This is a genomic window from Xanthobacter sediminis (assembly GCF_043195015.1).
Taxonomy (GTDB): Bacteria; Pseudomonadota; Alphaproteobacteria; order Rhizobiales; family Xanthobacteraceae; genus Xanthobacter.
In genome coordinates this window covers 313,608-332,327 of sequence record NZ_JBAFWH010000004.1, presented here as the reverse complement: position 1 = coordinate 332,327, position 18,720 = coordinate 313,608, and the positions used below count along the sequence as shown (strand labels likewise).

The 18,720-nt window shown below is 68.9% G+C and carries 19 protein-coding genes and 1 pseudogene; 13 read left to right on the top strand and 7 right to left on the bottom strand.

Features of this window, described 5'->3' with window-relative positions:
- Window positions 1-148: 148 nt before the first annotated feature.
- The 7 genes from V5F61_RS07525 (at window position 149) to V5F61_RS07495 (ending at window position 6,709) form a co-directional block, all read left to right on the top strand.
- Window positions 149-1,180 (top strand): sulfate ABC transporter substrate-binding protein, encoded by a 1,032-nt coding sequence (locus tag V5F61_RS07525; protein ID WP_393988871.1) that lies wholly within the window; start codon window positions 149-151, stop codon window positions 1,178-1,180.
- A 247-nt stretch (window positions 1,181-1,427) separates the two neighbouring features.
- On the top strand, window positions 1,428-1,784 hold the full coding sequence (locus V5F61_RS07520; RefSeq protein ID WP_393988870.1) for a (2Fe-2S) ferredoxin domain-containing protein: 357 nt from the start codon (window positions 1,428-1,430) through the stop codon (window positions 1,782-1,784).
- Window positions 1,785-2,021: 237 nt separating this feature from the next.
- Window positions 2,022-3,263 carry a bifunctional glutamate N-acetyltransferase/amino-acid acetyltransferase ArgJ gene (gene argJ, locus V5F61_RS07515; RefSeq protein ID WP_393988869.1) on the top strand — a complete coding sequence of 414 codons (1,242 nt, stop codon included), beginning with the start codon at window positions 2,022-2,024 and terminating at the stop codon, window positions 3,261-3,263.
- Window positions 3,260-3,664 (top strand): (deoxy)nucleoside triphosphate pyrophosphohydrolase, encoded by a 405-nt coding sequence (locus V5F61_RS07510; protein WP_393988868.1) that lies wholly within the window; start codon window positions 3,260-3,262, stop codon window positions 3,662-3,664. The genes argJ and V5F61_RS07510 overlap by 4 nt, the downstream gene beginning before the upstream one ends.
- Window positions 3,665-3,928: 264 nt before the next feature.
- On the top strand, window positions 3,929-4,801 hold the full coding sequence (yddG, locus tag V5F61_RS07505) for an aromatic amino acid exporter YddG (RefSeq protein WP_393988867.1): 873 nt from the start codon (window positions 3,929-3,931) through the stop codon (window positions 4,799-4,801).
- Between the two features lie 158 nt (window positions 4,802-4,959).
- A complete protein-coding gene (leuB, locus tag V5F61_RS07500; protein ID WP_393988866.1) occupies window positions 4,960-6,072 on the top strand; it encodes a 3-isopropylmalate dehydrogenase in 1,113 nt (370 codons plus the stop codon).
- A 217-nt stretch (window positions 6,073-6,289) separates the two neighbouring features.
- The gene (locus V5F61_RS07495) at window positions 6,290-6,709 is read left to right on the top strand and encodes a hypothetical protein (RefSeq protein WP_393988865.1); all 420 of its coding nucleotides are present in this window, start codon (window positions 6,290-6,292) and stop codon (window positions 6,707-6,709) included.
- An 86-nt stretch (window positions 6,710-6,795) separates the two neighbouring features.
- Here V5F61_RS07495 and V5F61_RS07490 read toward each other — a convergent pair whose 3' ends face one another.
- Window positions 6,796-7,734, bottom strand: a complete 939-nt coding sequence (locus tag V5F61_RS07490; RefSeq protein WP_393988864.1) for a peptidylprolyl isomerase — start codon at window positions 7,732-7,734, stop codon at window positions 6,796-6,798.
- A gap of 294 nt (window positions 7,735-8,028) precedes the next feature.
- Here V5F61_RS07490 and rpmF point away from each other — a divergent pair, with 294 nt between their 5' ends.
- Together rpmF and V5F61_RS07480 are read left to right on the top strand one after the other, a co-directional pair.
- Window positions 8,029-8,214 carry a 50S ribosomal protein L32 gene (gene rpmF / locus V5F61_RS07485; RefSeq protein ID WP_393988863.1) on the top strand — a complete coding sequence of 62 codons (186 nt, stop codon included), beginning with the start codon at window positions 8,029-8,031 and terminating at the stop codon, window positions 8,212-8,214.
- 505 nt (window positions 8,215-8,719) lie between these two features.
- Window positions 8,720-9,124, top strand: a complete 405-nt coding sequence (locus V5F61_RS07480) for a hypothetical protein (RefSeq protein ID WP_393988862.1) — start codon at window positions 8,720-8,722, stop codon at window positions 9,122-9,124.
- 329 nt (window positions 9,125-9,453) lie between these two features.
- Here V5F61_RS07480 and phaR read toward each other — a convergent pair.
- Window positions 9,454-10,068, bottom strand: a pseudogene (gene phaR / locus V5F61_RS07475) (polyhydroxyalkanoate synthesis repressor PhaR); the annotation flags it as partial.
- Between the two features lie 352 nt (window positions 10,069-10,420).
- On the opposite strand from phaR, the gene V5F61_RS07470 reads away from it, so the two are divergent.
- Window positions 10,421-11,599, top strand: a complete 1,179-nt coding sequence (locus tag V5F61_RS07470) for an acetyl-CoA C-acetyltransferase (protein ID WP_393988861.1) — start codon at window positions 10,421-10,423, stop codon at window positions 11,597-11,599.
- A gap of 160 nt (window positions 11,600-11,759) precedes the next feature.
- Window positions 11,760-12,482, top strand: a complete 723-nt coding sequence (gene phbB, locus V5F61_RS07465; protein ID WP_393988860.1) for an acetoacetyl-CoA reductase — start codon at window positions 11,760-11,762, stop codon at window positions 12,480-12,482.
- A gap of 142 nt (window positions 12,483-12,624) precedes the next feature.
- Here phbB and V5F61_RS07460 read toward each other — a convergent pair whose 3' ends face one another.
- From V5F61_RS07460 to V5F61_RS07450, 3 genes are all read right to left on the bottom strand, one after another.
- A complete protein-coding gene (locus V5F61_RS07460; protein ID WP_393988859.1) occupies window positions 12,625-13,089 on the bottom strand; it encodes an acyl-CoA thioesterase in 465 nt (154 codons plus the stop codon).
- Between the two features lie 48 nt (window positions 13,090-13,137).
- A complete protein-coding gene (locus tag V5F61_RS07455) occupies window positions 13,138-14,298 on the bottom strand; it encodes an iron-containing alcohol dehydrogenase (protein WP_393988858.1) in 1,161 nt (386 codons plus the stop codon).
- A 198-nt stretch (window positions 14,299-14,496) separates the two neighbouring features.
- Window positions 14,497-15,402 carry a methyltransferase domain-containing protein gene (locus tag V5F61_RS07450; RefSeq protein ID WP_393988857.1) on the bottom strand — a complete coding sequence of 302 codons (906 nt, stop codon included), beginning with the start codon at window positions 15,400-15,402 and terminating at the stop codon, window positions 14,497-14,499.
- Between the two features lie 123 nt (window positions 15,403-15,525).
- On the opposite strand from V5F61_RS07450, the gene V5F61_RS07445 reads away from it, so the two are divergent.
- Window positions 15,526-16,020 (top strand): MarR family winged helix-turn-helix transcriptional regulator, encoded by a 495-nt coding sequence (locus V5F61_RS07445; RefSeq protein ID WP_393988856.1) that lies wholly within the window; start codon window positions 15,526-15,528, stop codon window positions 16,018-16,020.
- The gene (locus V5F61_RS07440) at window positions 16,017-16,457 is read left to right on the top strand and encodes a hypothetical protein (protein ID WP_393988855.1); all 441 of its coding nucleotides are present in this window, start codon (window positions 16,017-16,019) and stop codon (window positions 16,455-16,457) included. The genes V5F61_RS07445 and V5F61_RS07440 overlap by 4 nt, the downstream gene beginning before the upstream one ends.
- An 80-nt stretch (window positions 16,458-16,537) precedes the next feature.
- Here the strand turns inward: V5F61_RS07440 and V5F61_RS07435 are convergent, their stop codons facing one another.
- Window positions 16,538-18,286, bottom strand: a complete 1,749-nt coding sequence (locus tag V5F61_RS07435) for an ABC transporter ATP-binding protein/permease (RefSeq protein ID WP_393988854.1) — start codon at window positions 18,284-18,286, stop codon at window positions 16,538-16,540.
- Between the two features lie 220 nt (window positions 18,287-18,506).
- On the bottom strand, window positions 18,507-18,719 hold the full coding sequence (locus tag V5F61_RS07430; RefSeq protein ID WP_393988853.1) for an alkylphosphonate utilization protein: 213 nt from the start codon (window positions 18,717-18,719) through the stop codon (window positions 18,507-18,509).
- Window position 18,720 lies beyond the last annotated feature (1 nt).

The following is an 18,720-nucleotide window of genomic DNA, read 5'->3' as shown; positions in this document are numbered from 1 at the left end:
GCTGCCGCGCCTGGAGACGCGCGTCCTTAAATCGACAATGACGATAGGTGATGAGAGGTAGTTCACAGGCCCATTTTCACATGCTATCCATGAATCACGTGAAATACGTTTTTAAACGTACGTGAAATGTGAATTTGGGAGTCCATCCATGATCCACCGCCGGGCCTTCCTCGCTTCGGTGCTTGCCGGCGCCGTCGCGTCCGCCGCGCTGCCCGCCCTCGCCCAGACGGCCCAGCCCGCGCCGGGGCCGGACTCCATCCTCAACGTCTCCTATGACATCGCCCGCGAGCTGTTCGCGGCGGAGAACGCGCTGTTCATCCCGGCGTGGAAGGAGAAGACCGGCCAGCAGCTCACCGTGAACCAGAGCCACGCCGGCTCCTCCCGCCAGGCCCGGGCCATCCTGGAAGGGCTGGAGGCGGACGTGGTGACCTTCAACCAGGTGACCGACGTGGACGTGCTGGCCAAGGCCGGCTTCGTCGCCAAGGACTGGCAGAAGAAGTTCCCCAACAGCGCCTCGCCCTATTATTCCTTCCCCTCGTTCCTGGTGCGCGAGGGCAACCCGAAGAACATCAAGGACTGGGACGATCTCGTCCGCGAGGACGTGAAGGTCATCTTCCCCAATCCCAAGACCTCGGGCAACGCGCGCTACACCTATCTCGCCGCCTATGCCTATGCGCTGGAGAAGAACAAGGGCGACACCGCCAAGGCCGACGCCTTCGTGAAGAAGCTGCTCGCCAACGTGCCGGTGTTCGACACCGGGGGCCGCGGCGCCACCACCACCTTCGCGGAGCGCGAGACCGGCGACGTGCTGGTGACCTTCGAGGCCGAGACCCGTGCCATCCAGGGCCTCTACCCCGACCGCAAGCTCCAGGCCATCGCCCCCTCGGTGAGCCTGCTCGCCGAGTTCCCGGTGGCGGTGGTGGACAAGGTGGTGGACAAGCGCGGCTCGCGCCCGGCCGCCACCGCCTACCTGGAGTTCCTCTACTCCCCCGCCGGCCAGGAAGTGGCCGCCAAGGCCTTCCACCGGGTGGTGAACCCGGAGGTGGCCGCCAAGTACAAGGACCAGTTCCCCGAGGTTCGCCTCGTGAAGGTGGAGGAGGTGTTCGGCGGCTGGGACAAGGTCCAGGCCGACCATTTCGCCTCCGGCGCCAAGCTCGACGAGCTGTTCGTGGGCCGCTGAGGCCCTTCCTCACCCCACCGACGGCCGGGCCCTGCGCCCGGCCGTTTGCGTTCCGGCCCGTGCGATCCGGGACAATCGGGCACCGGACCGTGTCGCACTTGTGCCATGCGCGCTGGAGGTGCGGCGATGCCGCCCACATCCCGGGCACGTCCAACACCTTGCGGAATTTGACTTATCTCAAATCTGCACGAATGCGGCACGGATTTTGAATGTTTCCAGGCTCCGGAGCCCTAATCGAAGAGCCGCCATGTCCGAAGTCGCTGAAAGCGCCGAAGTCCTGGAGATCCCCCAGGTCTACACGCACCATGTGTTCTGCTGCTTCACCCAGCGCCCGCCGCAGCATCCGCGCGGCTCCTGCGGCGCCAACGGCGCCCAGCCCCTGTGGGACCGCCTGGGCAAGCAGCTCGAGGCCTCCGGCCGCCGCGACATCGCCATGACCGCCTCCGGCTGCCTCAGCTTCTGCTCGGCCGGGCCCATTATGGTCGTCTATCCCCAGGGCATCTGGTACACGCCCAAGACCCCCGAGGATATCGACGAGATCGTCTCCTCCCACCTCCTGGGCGGCAAGCCCGTGGAGCGGCTTATCATCGTCCCGCGCATCTGATCCCCACCGGGACCGGGCCGACGCCGGCCGGTCCCCTTAGCCGGCATGCCGGCCGGCGCCGCCACGGCGCCCCTTGCCAGCGCCCGCCGGGTGCGGCACACGAGGGGCGCCGGGAGCGCCCGTTTGCCGCGAGGCGGAACGAACATCCCGGTTCCTGGGCCCGTCGCCCATCTGCTCTCGGAGACCGTGCCGCCCCGCCGCCCGGCGGGAGGACGGACCTCTTGCGGGGATCGCCTCATGTCGTCGTCCATCTCGCCTCTCGCCCCCCAGTTCGTGCCCCAGCTCCAGCCGGTGCCCGGCGTGGTTCTCACCACCGCCGCCGCGGGCATCCGCTACCAGGGGCGCACGGACGTGCTGGTCATGTCGTTCGTGCCGGGCACCACGGTGGCCGGCGTCACCACCCGCTCCCTGTGCCCCTCGGCGCCGGTGGAGTGGTGCCGCGACCTGCTGAAGAAGGGCAAGGCCCGCGCGCTGGTGGTGAACTCCGGCAACGCCAACGCCTTCACCGGCAAGAAGGGCCGCGAGGCGGTGAAGCTCACCGCCGAGATCGCCGCGGCCCATCTCGACTGCAAGCCGAACGAGGTGTTCCTCGCCTCCACCGGCGTCATCGGCGAGCCGCTGGACGCCACGAAATTCGAGCCCGCCCTGTCCGAAGCCGCCGGACGGCTGGTGGATTATCCCTGGATGGACGCCGCCCGCGCCATCATGACCACCGACACCTTCCCCAAGCTCGCCGCCGCCGAGGTGCTGCTGGATGACGTGCCGGTGCGCATCAACGGCATCGCCAAGGGCGCCGGCATGATCGCCCCGGACATGGCGACCATGCTCTCCTTCGTCTTCACCGACGCACCCATCGCCGCCGACGTGCTGCAGAAGCTGCTCTCCAAGGGCGTGAAGGATTCGTTCAACGCCGTCACCATCGACGGCGACACCTCCACCTCCGACACCCTGCTCCTGTTCGCCACCGGCGTGGCCGAGGAGCGCGGCGCGCCGCGCATCAAGGACGTGGACGACCCGCGCCTCAAGGCCTTCCGCCGCGCCCTGTTCGAGCTGCTCGCCGACCTCGCCGAACAGGTGGCCCGCGACGGCGAGGGCGCCCGCAAGCTGCTGCGCGTGCAGGTGAACGGCGCCGTCTCCAAGAAGTCGGCGCGGCGCGTCGCCATGTCCATCGCCAATTCGCCTCTGGTGAAGACCGCCATCGCCGGCGAGGACGCCAACTGGGGCCGCGTGGTGATGGCCATCGGCAAGGCCGGTGAGCCGGCGGACCGCGACCTGATCACCATCTCCTTCGGCGACATCCGCGTCGCCCACCAGGGCGCGCGCGACCCCGATTACGACGAGGCGCTCACCTCCGCCTACATGAAGAACCCTGTGGTGGACCTCACCGTGGACCTGGGCCTCGGCCGCGGCTCGGACCGGGTGCTCACCTGCGACCTCACGAAGGAATATGTCGCCATCAACGGGGACTATCGCTCGTGAAGATCACCCTGGTGGTGGCCTGCGCGCTCATCGATGCCGACAACCGGGTGCTGGTGGCCCAGCGCCCGGAGGGCAAGGCGCTGGCCGGCCTGTGGGAGTTTCCCGGCGGCAAGATGGAGCCCGGCGAGCGGCCCGAAGAGACTCTCATCCGCGAGCTGGACGAGGAGCTGGGCATCACGGTGAAGGAGGCCTGCCTTGCCCCCCTCACCTTCGCCAGCCACGCCTATGAGGATTTCCACCTGCTCATGCCCCTGTGGATCTGCCGGCGCTGGGACGGCCCGGTGACCCGCAAGGAGCACCAGGACCTCAAGTGGGTGCGGCCGGGCAAGCTGCGCGAGCTGGCCATGCCGCCCGCCGACGAGCCGCTGATCCCGCCGCTGATCGACCTGCTCGGCCCCTGAGCCGGCTCGCCCGGCATCGACGAGCCCGCGCGTCTCGCGATGCGTATCGGTGGAGCGCCCCCTCCGAACCACCGATGGCTCGCCGCAGGGGCCCGCGCCCGCGCCTCTGCCGTGCGCTTCTGCCCATGGCGGCCATCCGGCCCGGACCGAATGCCCGTGGCCTGCCCCGAGGCGTGGCCCTTCCTCCCGCCGCGCCAGCCATCACGGCCTGTCGGCGCGGCGCCAACCGGCCCCGCCGAGGGCGCCCCGCCCGGACCTCCCGCCATGACCCCGGCCATCGCCACCCGCACCGGTCTTCTCGCCATCGCGCTCTGGGCGACGCTGGCCCTGCTCACCGCCGCCACCGGGCGGGTGCCCGCCTTCCAGCTCACCGCCCTCACCTTCGCCATCGGCGGGCTGGTGGGGCTCGGCGCCGCGCTCGCCGGGCCGGGGCTGCGGGTGCTGGTGCAGCGGCCCATGGCCTATGTGCACGGCGTGGGCGGGCTGTTCGGCTACCATTTTCTCTATTTCGCCGCGCTGAAGCTGGCGCCGCCGGCGGAAGCCGGGCTCATCAATTATCTCTGGCCGCTGCTCATCGTGCTGCTCTCCGCCACCCTGCCGGGCGGGGGCCTCAGGCGCGCCCATGTGCTCGGCGCGCTCCTGGGGTTCGCGGGCACGGTGGTGCTGCTGCTCGGCAAGGGTGGCTTCTCCGGCATCGAGGGGCGCTATGTACCCGGCTATCTCGCCGCCTTCGCCTGCGCCTTCATCTGGGCCGTCTATTCGGTGGCGTCCCGCCGCTTCGCCGATGTGCCCACCCATGCGGTCGCCGGCTTCTGCCTCGTCACGGCGCTCCTCGCCGGCCTGTGCCACCTGGCCTGGGAGGAGACCGTGTGGCCGGTGGGTGTTACCGAATGGGCGGCGGTGGCGGCGCTGGGCCTGGGGCCGGTGGGCCTTGCCTTCTACGCCTGGGACATCGGCATGAAGAAAGGCGACGTGCGCCTGCTGGGCGTCGCCTCCTATGCGGCGCCGGTGCTCTCCACCCTGCTGCTGGTAGCGGCGGGCTATGCCGCGCCCACCCCCGCTCTGGCGCTGGCCTGCGCGCTCATCGTGGGCGGCGCCGTGGTGGCGACGCGGCGCGGCGGACGGCGCGCGCCATAAGCCGGCCGCGAGCCGCCGCACCGCCCGGCGGCGCCTTGCGCTCGCACCGCTAAAGTCCTAGCACTCCCGCCGGTCGCCCCAGGGTGAGGGCCCGCCGCCGGCGCCACGCGCGCCAGAATCGCGGCGAGCCGCCCCTGCAACAGACGAAGGAAACATCCATGGCCACCCACAAGCTTCTTCTTCTCGCCGGCGACGGCATCGGCCCGGAAGTGATGACCGAGGTAAAGCGTGTTATCGCCTGGCTGGAGCGCGAGGGCCTCGCCTCGTTCGCCATCGAGGAGGACCTGGTGGGCGGCAGTGCCTATGACGCGCACAAGGTGGCGATCACCGATGCCGCCATGGCCCGCGCCCAGGCGGCGGATGCCGTGCTGCTCGCTGCCGTGGGCGGCCCCAAGTGGGCGAACGTGCCCTATGAGGCGCGCCCGGAAGCCGGCCTGCTGCGCCTGCGCAAGGACCTGCAGCTGTTCGCGAACCTGCGCCCCGCCATCTGCTACCCGGCGCTGGCGGACGCCTCCTCCCTCAAGCGCGACGTGGTGGAGGGGCTCGACATCCTCATCGTCCGCGAGCTCACCGGCGGCGTCTATTTCGGCGAGCCCAAGACCATCACCGACCTCGGCAACGGGCAGAAGCGCGCCGTCGACACCCAGGTCTACGAGACCTACGAGATCGACCGCATCGCCCGCGTGGCGTTCGAGCTGGCCCGCACCCGGCGCAACAAGGTGACCTCCTCCGAGAAGCACAATGTGATGCGCACCGGCGTGCTGTGGAAGGAGGTCGTGACCCAGGTGCACGACGCCGACTACAAGGACGTGGAGCTGGAGCACAACCTGGCCGATTCGCTCGCCATGCAGCTCGTGCGCTGGCCGAAGCAGTATGACGTGATCGTCACCGACAACCTGTTCGGCGATGTGCTCTCCGACATCGCCGCCATGCTCACCGGCTCGCTCGGCATGCTGCCCTCCGCCTCCCTCGGCGCGGTGGACGCCGCCACCGGCAAGCGCTCGGCCATGTACGAGCCGGTGCATGGCTCGGCCCCCGACATCGCCGGCAAGGGCATCGCCAACCCCATCGCCATGATCGGCTCCCTGGCCATGGCGCTGCGCTACTCCTTCAACCAGGGCGAGGTGGCCGATCGCATCGAGGCCGCCATCTCCGGCGTGCTCGACGCCGGCAAGCGCACCGCCGACATCCGCACGCCGGGTGCGGACGTGATCTCCACCCAGGGCATGGGCGAGGCGATCGTGGCCGAGCTGGACGCCGCCCGCGCCTGAGCGCGGCACAGACGAGCATGAGACAAAGGGCGGCTCCGGTGGGGCCGCCCTTTTTGTTTACCCTTCCCCTTCCGGCCCGCGCCGCCTTAAGCTCGCGCTATTGAAAAAGCCCGCGCGGCGCTTTTGCGCGCCCTCCAAGGGTGGTCGAAAGCCCGCCCGGAACGGTCAAGCGCGGTGCAGCGCATGTTGTTTTCGTCTTTTGTTCAAAGGAGCCGTCATGGCCCGTGCCCTCATTGCCTATCTCCCCCGCGCCGGCGTGCCCGACCGCAACGCCCTGCAGGCCGCCCTCGACACGCTGAAGCTGAAGCTGACCCTGGATGACGGCTATGTGCCGCTGAAATCCGCGGGCTATCTGCCCTGCACCTTCGACGGCGAGGATGCCGGCTTCACCATCCGCTTTCACGATGTGGACGCGGACCTTAATGCCCTGCCCCAGCTCAAGGCCGCGCTGAACGGGCAGGATGTGGCCATCGACATCAAATGGGGCGGCGATCCGCGCGAGAAGGTGAGCGCGCTGGGCGTTGCCGCCGCTTTCGCCAAGGACTTCGGCGCCCTGGTCCACGATGCCGCCAGCGACAAGATGCTGAGCGCAGACATGCTCGCCAAGCAGGCGCGGGACGAGATCGAGACGATGTGACCTGGACCGGATGACCTGCGCCAAGCCGGCGCGCACAACAAAAAAGGGGCGCCGCAGCGCCCCTTTTCATGATCGCAGGCGCGATCTCACTTCTTCGCCGGTTCCGCCGCAGCGGCAGGCGCCGCCGCGGGCGCGGCCGGGGTGGCGGGCACCGGGGCGGGAGCGCCGGCGGCCTTCTCCACCTTGGCATCGGCGCGCAGCTTGGTGACGAGATCGGCCTGGGCCTTGCGCACCAGATACTGCTCCACCTGCCCTTCCACCTGCTCATAGCTCGGCACGGGCTTGCTGCGCTTGTCCTCGATCTTGATGACGTGCCAGCCGAACTGGCTCTTCACGGGATCGGAAACCTGACCCTTGTCGAGCTTGAAGGCGGCCTCGGCGAACTCGGGCACCATCTGCTCCTTGGTGAAATAGCCGAGGTCGCCGCCGTCGTCGGCGCCGTCCTTCGAATATTCCTTGGCGAGCTTGGCGAAGTCCTCGCCAGCCTTGGCCTTCTTGGCGATTTCCTTGGCCTTCGCCTCGTCGTCCACCAGGATATGGCGCGCGTGCACCTCCTCGTCGGCGGGGGAGGACTTCACGAATTCCTCGTAGGTCTTGCGCTTCATCTCCTCGGAGACCGCCTTCTTGGCCTCCTGGGTCATCAGCGCTTCCATGAGGGCCTTGGTGCGGGCGTAGGCGAGGCGCTCCTTGAAGGCCGGCGTCTGGTCCAGCTTCTGCGCCTCGCCCGCCTGGGCCAGCAGGGTCATGTCGGTCAGGAAGGAGAGCACGTATTCCTGGCGGGCCGCGCCCTGGAGCTGCGGCGGCAGGCCGGGGCCGATATCCTCGGCGGCGATGGCGACCTCGCTCGCGCGGATGGGCGTTCCGTTGACGGTGGCCACCACCGCGTCAGGATCGGCCGCCTTCGCATCGGCGGCCTTGGCGGCGGGCGCCGCCGACTGGGCGAGGACCGGAGCGGAAAGGGAAACGAAGGCGACGGACGAGGCGAGAGCAGCCGCGAGCGCGGCGGTGTGGACGGAACGCTTCATGGGTCCGGTTTCCTCGGGGATTGGGGCGAGCCCCATAACGGCGCACACCCGAATGACGCGCGCCGGAACGGGGCGCACCGTTGCGCAGCTCTCCTTGACTGGCAAGTGGGCATTGTTGAGGCGCACGCCCGAAGGATGCTTGCGCACAAGCGGCCGTGTGGGGGGCTTCCGCTCCGGCTCAAGAGCCTGTATAAGGCGCGCCTTCAGATAAGAAGAGGTTTCGCAGAGGCTCGCGCGAACCGCCGCAGTGGGCGAGACCTGTCTTAGGATGTCTCGTCTTCAGGAGTTTGGACAATGGCCGTCCCCAAGAGAAAAACCTCGCCGTCCCGCCGCGGCATGCGCCGCTCGGCCGACGCGCTGAAGCAGCCCACCTACGTGGAGGACAAGGATTCCGGCGAGCTGCGCCGTCCCCACCACGTCGATCTCAAGACCGGCATGTACAAGGGCCGCCAGATCCTCAAGCCCAAGGCCGAGGTCTGATCCGAAGGGGCTGATCGGCCGCGGCCGATCCCCGGATCATGATTGATCGGGCCCAGGCCCGATTTTCCATCCCGCACCGCCCGCGGCCATTCCGCGGGGGTGCTCAGCCCGCGGCAGCGCCACGGCACGATTCGGCTGGAATGCGCAGGCGCCGGTGCCGACCATGACCGGAGCAGCGCGAGCCCACCGTGACAGCGGCGGGCGATTCTCCCGCCCCATCCTCTCCCGCCGGGCCGCAAGGCGGTGTCCTGCGATCATTTCCCCCGCCGAATCTGCGCGTCGCACAGCCGCCTGAAGCCCGGGTTGCGATCGCCGCCGCCGTGACAGCCGTGCACCACCCGGTCCCTTGCCGGCCGGCGCCCTCCCCACACGCCCGCCAAGTCCTCAGCCGGTAGCGACGCAAACCGCGCGCCTCGGAAACGGAACGGTGACACTCCCCGGAGCAAGGTGCCGGCCTGTCCGGCCCCGCGCGCGTCATGCGGGGCTCCGTCCCAAGGAGCATCATATGCTGACGCCCGTGCCGCTGCTGATCATTCCCCTGGCGCTCTTCAACATCGTCGCGTTCCTGACGCCGAGCCTCGACTGGAGCTCGCAGCTCGCCCTCATCTCCATGCTGTCCGGCGCGCAGTGGAAGATCACGCTTGCGGAGGCCTTCGTGGCGGTCTGCCTGCTGTTTCTCTTCTTCGAGATCCTCAAATCCACCCGCATCAGCTCCCGCTCGCTCATCGACCACATGCTGTCGATTCTGCTGTTCGTGGTGAGCCTCGCTGAATTCCTGCTGGTGGCGCAGGCGGGCAACTCGGTGTTCGCCCTGCTGCTGTGCGTGATGCTAGTAGATGTGGTGGCCGGCTTCTCGGTGTCGATCCGCGTCGCCCAGCGCGACCTCGCGGTTCGTCCGGACGCGGCGTGATACACAGACCTGCGCGCCTTTTTCACAGGTCTCCGGTCACGTCGGCGCGACAATTGAGCGAAGCTGAGCTGGCGCCAGCCGAAGACCCGGGTCGATGAAATAAGGACAGCCCTCCGCGCGAAGCTTCCCTGAAACGCAGACGGCCCATCCCGCGAGGCGGGATGGGCCGTCGATCGTTCGGGTCGAAAGGCCGAGGGTCAGCCGTTGCCGCCGAAGCCTTCGCCTAGCTTCGGCGCATCCGGCGTCTCTTCGGACGGCGGCGTGGCAGTGGGAACCGTCTCGACGGGGGCCGGCGGAATCGGGGCCGGCGGTGCCGGCGACTCGGCGGGGCGCGCCACGAGCTGCTCCAGCTTGGCCTGCATGGCCGCCATCTGCTGCTTCAGCACGTCCAGCTCGTCCTGCGCGCCGGGCGTGGCCGCGGTCTGCGGCGCCTGGACAGGCGGCACGACGCCCTCGGCCTGCGACACGGCGCCTTCGCCGCCTTCCTCGTCAGTCTTCGGGAACGGCAGGAACATGTGGAACGCGCGCTCGAACATGTCCATGTTGCGCCGCACATGATCATCGAGACCAGTGAAACCGCCGCCAGTCAGCGTCTTCGTGACATGGTCCCGGAACTTTCCCTGGTCCTTGGTGAAACTGTCGATGGATGCTTCCAGATAGCGAGGCACCAGCATCTGCATGCTGTCACCGTAAAACCGGATGATCTGCCGCAGGAAGGTGATAGGCAGAAGATTCTGCCCCTTGTTTTCCTGCTCGAAGATGATCTGCGTGAGCACCGAGTGAGTGATATCCTCACCGTTCTTCGCGTCGTATACGACGAAATCCTCGCCGTCCTTCACCATGTTGGCGAGGTCTTCGAGAGTCACGTAGGTGCTCGTGCCGGTGTTATACAGGCGACGGTTGGCGTATTTCTTGATGGTGACTGGCTCTTGTGATTTTGCCATCGTCCGGTCATCCAAATTCCTTGGGGGTGTTGTCACGTTAGGGCGTTTCCACCCCCATAGCTACCAAATTATGTGCAGCGCGCGTGCAGGCTGTGCGATGCAACCGCGGCCCCCACCGCATGTCGGACTTGCCAGCATCGGCCGCGACGTGACATCGCTTCATGACAGGAGATCGTTCCATGACGCCGCACCCTGTCATCATTTCATGGCTCCGCCGAATGCCGGTATTCCATGACATGGATCATTGACACAAAGCCGTGGCCGATCTCGATATAATGCCCGGCATCCATAAGCGGCGCCAAGCCGCCCCGCCTTTCCAGAGTCCGCCAGTTCCAAGCCCCAGGAGAAGATCATGAAGGACGAGGTCGTCATCGTCGCCGCGGCGCGCACCCCCGTCGGCTCGTTCAACGGCGCCCTGGCGCCGCTGCCCGCGCATGAGCTCGGCGCCATCGTCGTGAAGGCGGCGCTGGAGCGGGCCGGCGTTCCCTCCGCCAACGTGAGCGAGGTCATCCTCGGCCAGGTGCTCAGTGGCGCCCAGGGCCAGAACCCCGCCCGCCAGGCCTCCGTCAAGGCCGGCGTGCCGATCGAGAGCCCGGCCTGGACCGTGAACCAGGTGTGCGGCTCGGGCCTGCGCACCGTCGCGCTCGGCGCCCAGGCCATCGCCAACGGCGACAGCGAAGTGGTTGTGGCCGGCGGCCACGAATCCATGAGCCAGTCCGTACACGCCGCGCACCTGCGCAACGGCCAGCGCATGGGCGGCCTCGAGTTCGTGGACACCATGATCAAGGACGGCCTGTGGGATGCCTTCAACGGCTACCACATGGGCGTCACCGCCGAAAACGTCGCGAAGCAGTTCCAGATCACCCGCAAGGAGCAGGACGAATTCGCCGTCGCCTCCCAGAACAAGGCCGAGGCGGCCCAGAAGGCCGGCAAGTTCAAGGATGAGATCGTCCCCGTCGTCATCTCTACCCGCAAGGGCGAAGTGGTGGTTTCCGAGGACGAATACATCCGCCACGGCGCCACGCTGGAAAGCATGGAGAAGCTGAAGCCTGCCTTCGCCAAGGACGGTACCGTGACCGCCGGCAACGCCTCTGGCATCAACGACGGCGCCGCCGCCGTGGTGCTCATGAGCGCCGCCAAGGCCAAGGCCGAGGGCAAGACCCCGCTCGCGCGCATCGTCTCCTGGGCCCAGGCCGGCGTCGATCCCTCCATCATGGGCACCGGTCCCATCCCGGCCTCCAAGCTGGCGCTGGAGAAGGCCGGCTGGAGCGCGTCCGACCTCGACCTCATCGAGGCCAACGAGGCGTTTGCCGCCCAGGCCATCGCCGTCAACAAGGGCCTCGGCTGGGACACCTCCAAGGTGAACGTGAACGGCGGCGCCATCGCCATCGGCCACCCCATCGGCGCCTCGGGCACCCGTATTCTCGTCACCCTCCTGCATGAAATGCAGAAGCGGGATGCGAAAAAGGGCCTTGCCACGCTGTGCATCGGCGGCGGCATGGGCATCGCCATGTGCCTTGAGCGGGATTGATTCGTCACGCTACTGTCAAAAATCGGACCGCGATCGAAGGTCGCGGTCCGAGACACTCGCAACCGTTTCGAGAAGTCCTTAGATACAATCCGAGCGTGGCTCGATCCGTTTCGGAATGTTCACTTTAAACTTGGTCGAGCCAACATGTATGGAGGGAACTATGGCGCGCGTCGCATTGGTTACGGGTGGCACACGCGGTATCGGTGAGGCCATCTCGATCGCGCTCAAGACGGCAGGCTACACGGTGGCCGCCAACTACGCCGGCAACGACGATGCCGCCAAGGCCTTCACCGAGAAGACGGGCATCCCCAACTTCAAGTGGGACGTCTCCAATTTCGACGCTTGCAAGGACGGCGTCGCGAAGGTGGAAGCCGAGGTCGGCCCGGTCGACGTTCTCGTGAACAACGCCGGCATCACCCGCGACGCGCCCCTGCACAAGATGTCGCTGGAGCAGTGGAACGCGGTGATCGGCACCAATCTGTCGAGCTCCTTCAACATGTCCCGCAACGTGATCGAGGGCATGCGCGCGCGCGGCTTCGGCCGTATCGTGTGCATTTCCTCCATCAACGGGCAGAAGGGCCAGTTCGGCCAGACCAACTATTCGGCCGCCAAAGCCGGCGAGATCGGCTTCGTGAAGGCCCTCGCCCAGGAATCGGCCAAGCACGGCATCACCGTGAACGCCATCGCGCCCGGCTATATCGGCACCGAGATGGTGCGCGCGGTGCCCGCCGAAATCCTCGCCAAGATCGTCGCCACCATCCCGGTCGGCCGCCTCGGCGAGCCCGAGGACATCGCCCGCGGCGTCGTGTTCCTGGCGTCGGACGAAGCTTCCTTCGTCACCGGCTCGACCCTGACCATCAACGGTGCCCAGTACATCTGCTGAGTGCGTTTGGCTCCACTATCGGAAGAAAGCCGGTCCGCTTGCGCGGGCCGGCTTTTTCTTTGCCCGATATCGCTCCCCAGGCACACGCCCCAGGCCCGCCGGATCAGGCCGAAGGCCCGCGACGGATCCTGTGGGGCCCCGCTCAAACCGCTAGGGGCTCAAGCACCCGGCGCACGGCCTCGGGCAGCGGCACCGGCCGCTGGCTGGCCCGGTCCACATAGACATGGACGAAGTGCCCCTGCGCCGCAGCCCGCGCGTCCTCCCCCTGAAACAGGGCGATCTCGTAGCGCACCGAGGAGGAGCCGAGCTTCGCCACCCGCATGCCGGCCACCACTGGCGCCGGAAAGGTGAGCGAGCGGAAATAGGTGCAGCGCGTCTCCACCACCAGGCCGATCACCGCGCTCGCCTGCGGGTCGAGCACGCCATGGGCGATGAGGTGCTCGTTCACCACCGTGTCGAAGTAAGAATAATAGACCACGTTGTTCACATGGCCGTAGACGTCCACGTCCGCCCAGCGGGTGCTGAGGGTGAGGAGGTGGGGAAAATCGCTCCGCAGGGCCGGCTCCTCCCGCCCCGCCTGCCTGGCCGTCGCCTCGGTGCCGCTCATGGTGTCCTCCCCGTTCGCGGGGGTGCCATGGGGCGCTGCGGCCCCGCTCTACCCCCATGCCGCCTTGTAGAGCGCCGAGATATCCTGCGCCAACAGCGGGCGCGGATTATTGGCAAGAAGCCGCCCCTGGCGCTGCGCCGCGCTGGCGAAAGCTGCAAGATCGCTGCGCCCGAGGCCCGCGCCATCCAGGGTATCGGGCAGGCCGATGAGGGAAAGCAGGGCGCTGAGCCGCGCCGCGAACGCCTCCGCCCGCACCTGGGAATCGCCTGCCGAAGGCGCCTCCGGAAACAGGCGGGGCAGCAGGTCCGCATAGGCATGGGCGGCGGCCGGCATGTTGAAGCGCACCACGTGCGGCAGCAGCAGCGCCGCCGCGAGCCCGGCAGGCAGGCCGTGGCGCACGCTCACGGGATAGGCGAGCGCATGGGCCGCGCCCGCCGGCGCGTTGGCGCTCGCCTGCCCGGCCATGAGCGAGGCGGAGAGCAGCGCCTGGCGCGCCCGCCGGTCCGTCCCCTCCCGCACCGCCAGCGGCAGCGCCCAGGCAAGGAGGCTCAACGCGCCTTCCGCCAGGGCCCGCGAGAGCGGATTGGCATTGGCATGGGTGGAAGTGAAGGCCTCCACCGCCAGCGCCACCGCTCCCACGCCCGCCGCGGCAGTTTCGGCCGGCGGGGCGGTGAGGGTAAGGTCCACATCCAGCAGGGCGGCATCGGCCACGAGGCAGGCGGCCACCACCGCCTTCTTCTCCCCGCCCGCGCTCACCAGCGCCATGGGCGTCGCCTCCGCGCCGCTGCCGGCGAGGGTGGGCGCCAGCACCAGCGGCAGGCGCGGCCCGGCGGCAAGGCCGGCGCCATAGATCTCCGAAAGGGCATCACGCCCGGTGGCGAGCAAGGCGGCGAGCTTCGCCACATCGAGCACCGAGCCGCCGCCGAGGCCAAGCACGCCCTCGGCCTTCATCTCCACGGCAGCTGCGGCGGCGGCCATCGCCGTCGCGTCATCGGGGCCGCGCGGCACCTCCTGGAACACGCGATGGGCCACGCCCGCCGCGCGCAGGGCATCGAGCACGATGGAGAGCCCGCCGGAACGCGCCACGCCGGTGTCCGTCACCACCAGCACGCGGCCGACACCGGCCGCGCGGAAGTGCTCGCCCGCCTGCCCTGCCGCCCCGGCGGCGCAGACGATCCGCGCGGGCGTGTTGAAGACGAAACCGGCCATGCGCACCCCTGCTGTAGGATCAGGTTCCGACGGTGATGCTGCCGCTTTGCCGCCGCGCGTCAAGGCCGGCCGGGCCAGCGCCGCGCGGAGGCCTCATGCCGGCTGCTCCGGCCTTCGCTTGCCGCCGGCCGAATTCGGCACAGGCGTCGCGCGGCATTCGGCCAAAGACCCATGAGAAACACTCACGGGCCTTTGATATCAAACGCCGCTGTCCGCCGGAGGTACGGTGGCGTTCAGAGCGGCGGCGAGGCTCATTCTGGCGGAACCGGGCGCAAGCGGCTTCTGCTGGCTCTCGTGCGGCGCCCAGCCGGAGAGCCAGACGATGTCGAAGGTCACGCGCAGCCGCCCGTCCGAATCGCTGAAGCGCTCCGCATAGACCTCCGCCGCGCGCATCAGGGTGTCGCGCCGCAGGGGCACGCGGCGCCGCTCCGCCAGCGCATTGGCCGCGCCCATGCGGCGCAACTCCCCGAACAGGGTGAATGGCGAGCCATAACGCACCACGATGCGGTCCGTATCCGCCACCGGCAGGGCGAAACCGGCGCGCTGCAGCAGCCCGCCAAGGTCCCGCACATCGGCGAACGGCGCGACGCGGGGCGAGATGCCGCCGGTGGTCTCGCTCTCGGCGATGGCGAAGGCCTGCCGCAGCTCGGTGAGGCTGGAGCCGCCCACGAATGCGGCGAGGAACAGCCCATCGGGCCGCAGCGCGCGGCGCACCTGAGCGAGCACACCCGGCAAATCGTTCACCCCCTGCAGGGCCAGCGCCGAAACCACCAGATCGAGCGAGCCGGGCGCGAAGGGCAGCGCCTCCTCATCCGCCACCGCGGCCGCGCGGCGGATGCCCAGCCCCTCCGCCAGCGGCGCGGCCGAGAACAGGCGCTCCACCGCCGGATGGCCGGCAAGGGCCCGTGCCAGCGCATCGGTGGGGGTGCCAAGATCAAGCGCGGTCGAGAAGCGCCGCTTCACGGCCGAGAGCCGGTCGGCCAGATCTTCGGCCACCCGGTCGAGAAGGAAGGCCTCCGGCCCCAGGCGCACGGCGCGGGCGAGGCGGCGGCGCAGCAGGGCGCGATCGAACACGAGGGGCGGCGTCTGGCTCATGAGGCGCATATAGGCGCTTCCCGCCACCGATGCACGCCACCGTACGCAGGCGGCCCGGTCCTTTGCCGCGCAACATGACAGCGCACTTCCAATATTGACAGTGGACTGTCGTTTAGACATAACGCTGTCGATATGGACCAGATATTCGATCCCTTCACCCACCCCACCAGCCGGCTGGTGCTGGAGGTGTTCCGCCTCAACGGCGCGCTCATCGCCGCCGGCGACACGCTGGTGGCGCCGCTCGGCCTCACCAGCGCCCGCTGGCAGGTGCTGGGCGCCATCACCGAGGCCGGGGGCGGGCTGCCCACGGCCGGCATCGCCCGCAACATGGGCCTCACCCGCCAGTCCGTGCAACGGGTGGTGGATGATCTTTCCACCCTGGGCTTCGTCCGGTTCGCGCCGAACCCGCACCACAAGCGGGCCAAGCTGGTGCAGCTCACGCCCGAGGGCACGGTGGCCTTCGCCGCCGCAAGCGCCTGCTGGGCGCCCCTGGCGGACGCGCTGGCCGCCACCGCCTCGGCGCCCGCCATGGCGCAGGCGACGGACGTGCTCCACCGCCTCACCGAGGCTCTCGCCCGCCACGCCGAGGCCACCCCGGACACCGGCGGCAAGGAGGAGGAGCCGTGATCCGCCGCATCCACCCCGTGGCCGGCGGCATCGCGCTCGCCACCATCCTGCTGTTCTGGACCTCCACCGTCGCCACCGAGGCCTTCGGCGACGGCGCCCTGGTGGCGCAGGTGAAGACCGCCATCCTGTGGGGCATGGTGGTGCTGGTGCCGGCCATGGCGACGGCGGGCGCCACCGGCTTTCGCCTCGCCGGCCGCGCGCAGGCGCCGCGCATCCGCGCCAAGAAGCGGCGGATGCCCGTCATCGCCCTCAACGGCCTGTTGGTGCTGCTGCCGTGCGCCGTGTTCCTTCAGGCGCGCGCGGCCGCCGGCCTGTTCGACATGGCCTTCGTCGCCATCCAGGCCCTGGAGCTGGCGGCCGGCGCGTTCAACATCACGCTGATGGCGCTTTCCATGCGCGATGGCCTCGCCCTCGCCCGCAGCCCGGCGAAGAGCTGAGAGCGCCGCCAGCCGGGCGTCGCTCAAGCGCCGCACCGGCCCGGTCGAAGGCCCGCGCGAAAAGCGCACGGGCCTTCGCCTCACACCGGCTGCAGACGGGGCGCGGTGGCCGGCTTCAGGGTGCGCGGGGCGGCATCGCCGTCGAGGTGCAGCACCCGGTCGTGCAGGCCCACCAGGGTCGAGCGATGGCCGATGGAGATGAAGGTGGCGCCGGGCAGGGCCGTGCGCAGCAGGCGGTAGAGCTGCGCTTCCGCCGCCTCGTCGAGGGCGGAGGTCGCCTCGTCCAGCAGCAGCACGTCCGGCTTTTCCAGAAGCGCGCGGGCGATGGAGAGGCGCTGCTGCTCGCCCAGGGAGAGCACATGGGGCCAGAGCGCCTCCTCATCAAGCCGCGCCACGAGCCCGGAAAGGCCCACCGCCTGGAGCGCGGCCTCCGCCGCACCGCGCGGCACGCTTTCGGCCGGGCGGGGATAGGCGAGCGCCGAGTCGAGCCGGCCGGCGGGCACATAGGGCTTCTGCGGCAGCACCATCACCGTCTGCCCCGCCATGCGGGCGATCCGCCCCTCGCCATGGGGCCAGATGCCGGCGATAGCGCGCAGCAGCGTGCTCTTGCCGGCGCCCGAAGGGCCGGTGATGAGCACGCATTCGCCGTGATCGATGGACAATTCGCCGGTCGCCAGCAGCGGCGCGCCGCCGGGCAGGCGCACCTCCACCCCCGAGAGGCCGAGCGCGGGCCCCTCCGTATGGGCGGCCGCGGCGAAGGCCGGGCTTTCCGCCTGGGCCCGCGCGCGGGCGATGGCCTGCTCGAAGCCGGTGAGGCGCTGCACCACGGAGACCCATTCCGCCAGCGTGACGTAGCTCGCCACGAAGAAGGAGAAGGACCCCTGCACCGAGCCGAAGGCCGAGGCGGTCTGCATTAGTTGCCCGAGCTGGATCTGGCCGGAGAAATAGGCCGGCGCCACCACCACATAGGGGAAGATGGTGGAGATCTGATTGTAGCCCGCGGTGAACCAGGTGAGGCGCTTCTGCGCCTTCATCAGAGCGAAGAAATTGCCCCACACGTGGGTGAAGCGGCCTTCCAGCTTGCGGTCCTCCGCTCCTTCGCCGTGAAGCAGCGCGATCTGCTCGCCATTCTCGCGCACGCGCACCAGGTCCACGCGGAAGTCCGCCTCGTAGCGCTGCTGGTCATAATTCAGGCGCACCAGCGGGCGGCCGATGAAATGGGCGATCCAGGTGCCAGCCGCCGCATAGACCAGCGCCGCCCAGAACAGATAGCCCGGCACCGAGAGCGCGTGCCCGAACAGGGAGAAGGCGAGTGGGCCCGAGAGGTTCCACAGGATCACCGAGAAGGAGATGAGCGACACCACCGTGCCGAGCAGGCCGATGCCCACCCCGATGGTGCGCCCCACGAACAGCTGCACGTCCTCGGCGATGCGCTGGTCGGGGTTGTCGGCTGCGTCGCCGGAGAGGCGCAGGCGGTAGTGGACCTCATCGGAGAGCCAGGCGTGAAGGTAGCGCTGCGTGAGCCAGCGCCGCCAGCGGATCTCCAGCCACTGCTTCAGGTAGATCTGGTAGACGGCCACGCAGATGGCGCACACCGCGATGGCGCAGAAGATGAGAAGCTGCTTCTGGAACGCGGCGAAGTCCTTATCCTGGATGGCATTGTAGAAGGCGACGTTCCATTCGTTGAGGATCACCGTCGCGCCCACCCAGGCGAGCTCCAGCGCGATGACGGCCGCCAGCAGGCCGATGGCCACCCATCGCTCCTCGCTCCGGAAATAGGGGAGCGCAAGGCGGCGGATGTCGCCGAGAAGGGAAAGAAGGGCGCGCACCGGCATCGTCTCCGCTGAAGGGTCGCCGCCCTTGTGGCGCCGCGAACCTGACCGCACCATGGCGGCCACATGAACGATTGGAAAGGTGGCGCTGGGGAAGGCGCGAACGCGCCGCCGCCGGCCGCGCATGTGCCGCGCCGGAGCCCCCGGGAACGCAAAATGCCCGGACGATGTCCGGGCATTTTCTATCGGTCCGCGATCTGGCCGCCGCGTGGGCGCCTCACGCCTTCTTCACGAACTCGGTGCGCAGCACCAGGCCCTTCACCTTCTCGACCCGGCAGTCGATCTCCTCGGGGTCGCCGGTGAGGCGGATGCCCTTCACCAGGGTGCCGCGCTTCAGGGTGACGGAGGTGCCCTTCACCTTGAGGTCCTTGATGAGGGTGACGTTGTCACCGTCCTTCAGGACGGCGCCGTTGGCGTCCTTGACCTCCATC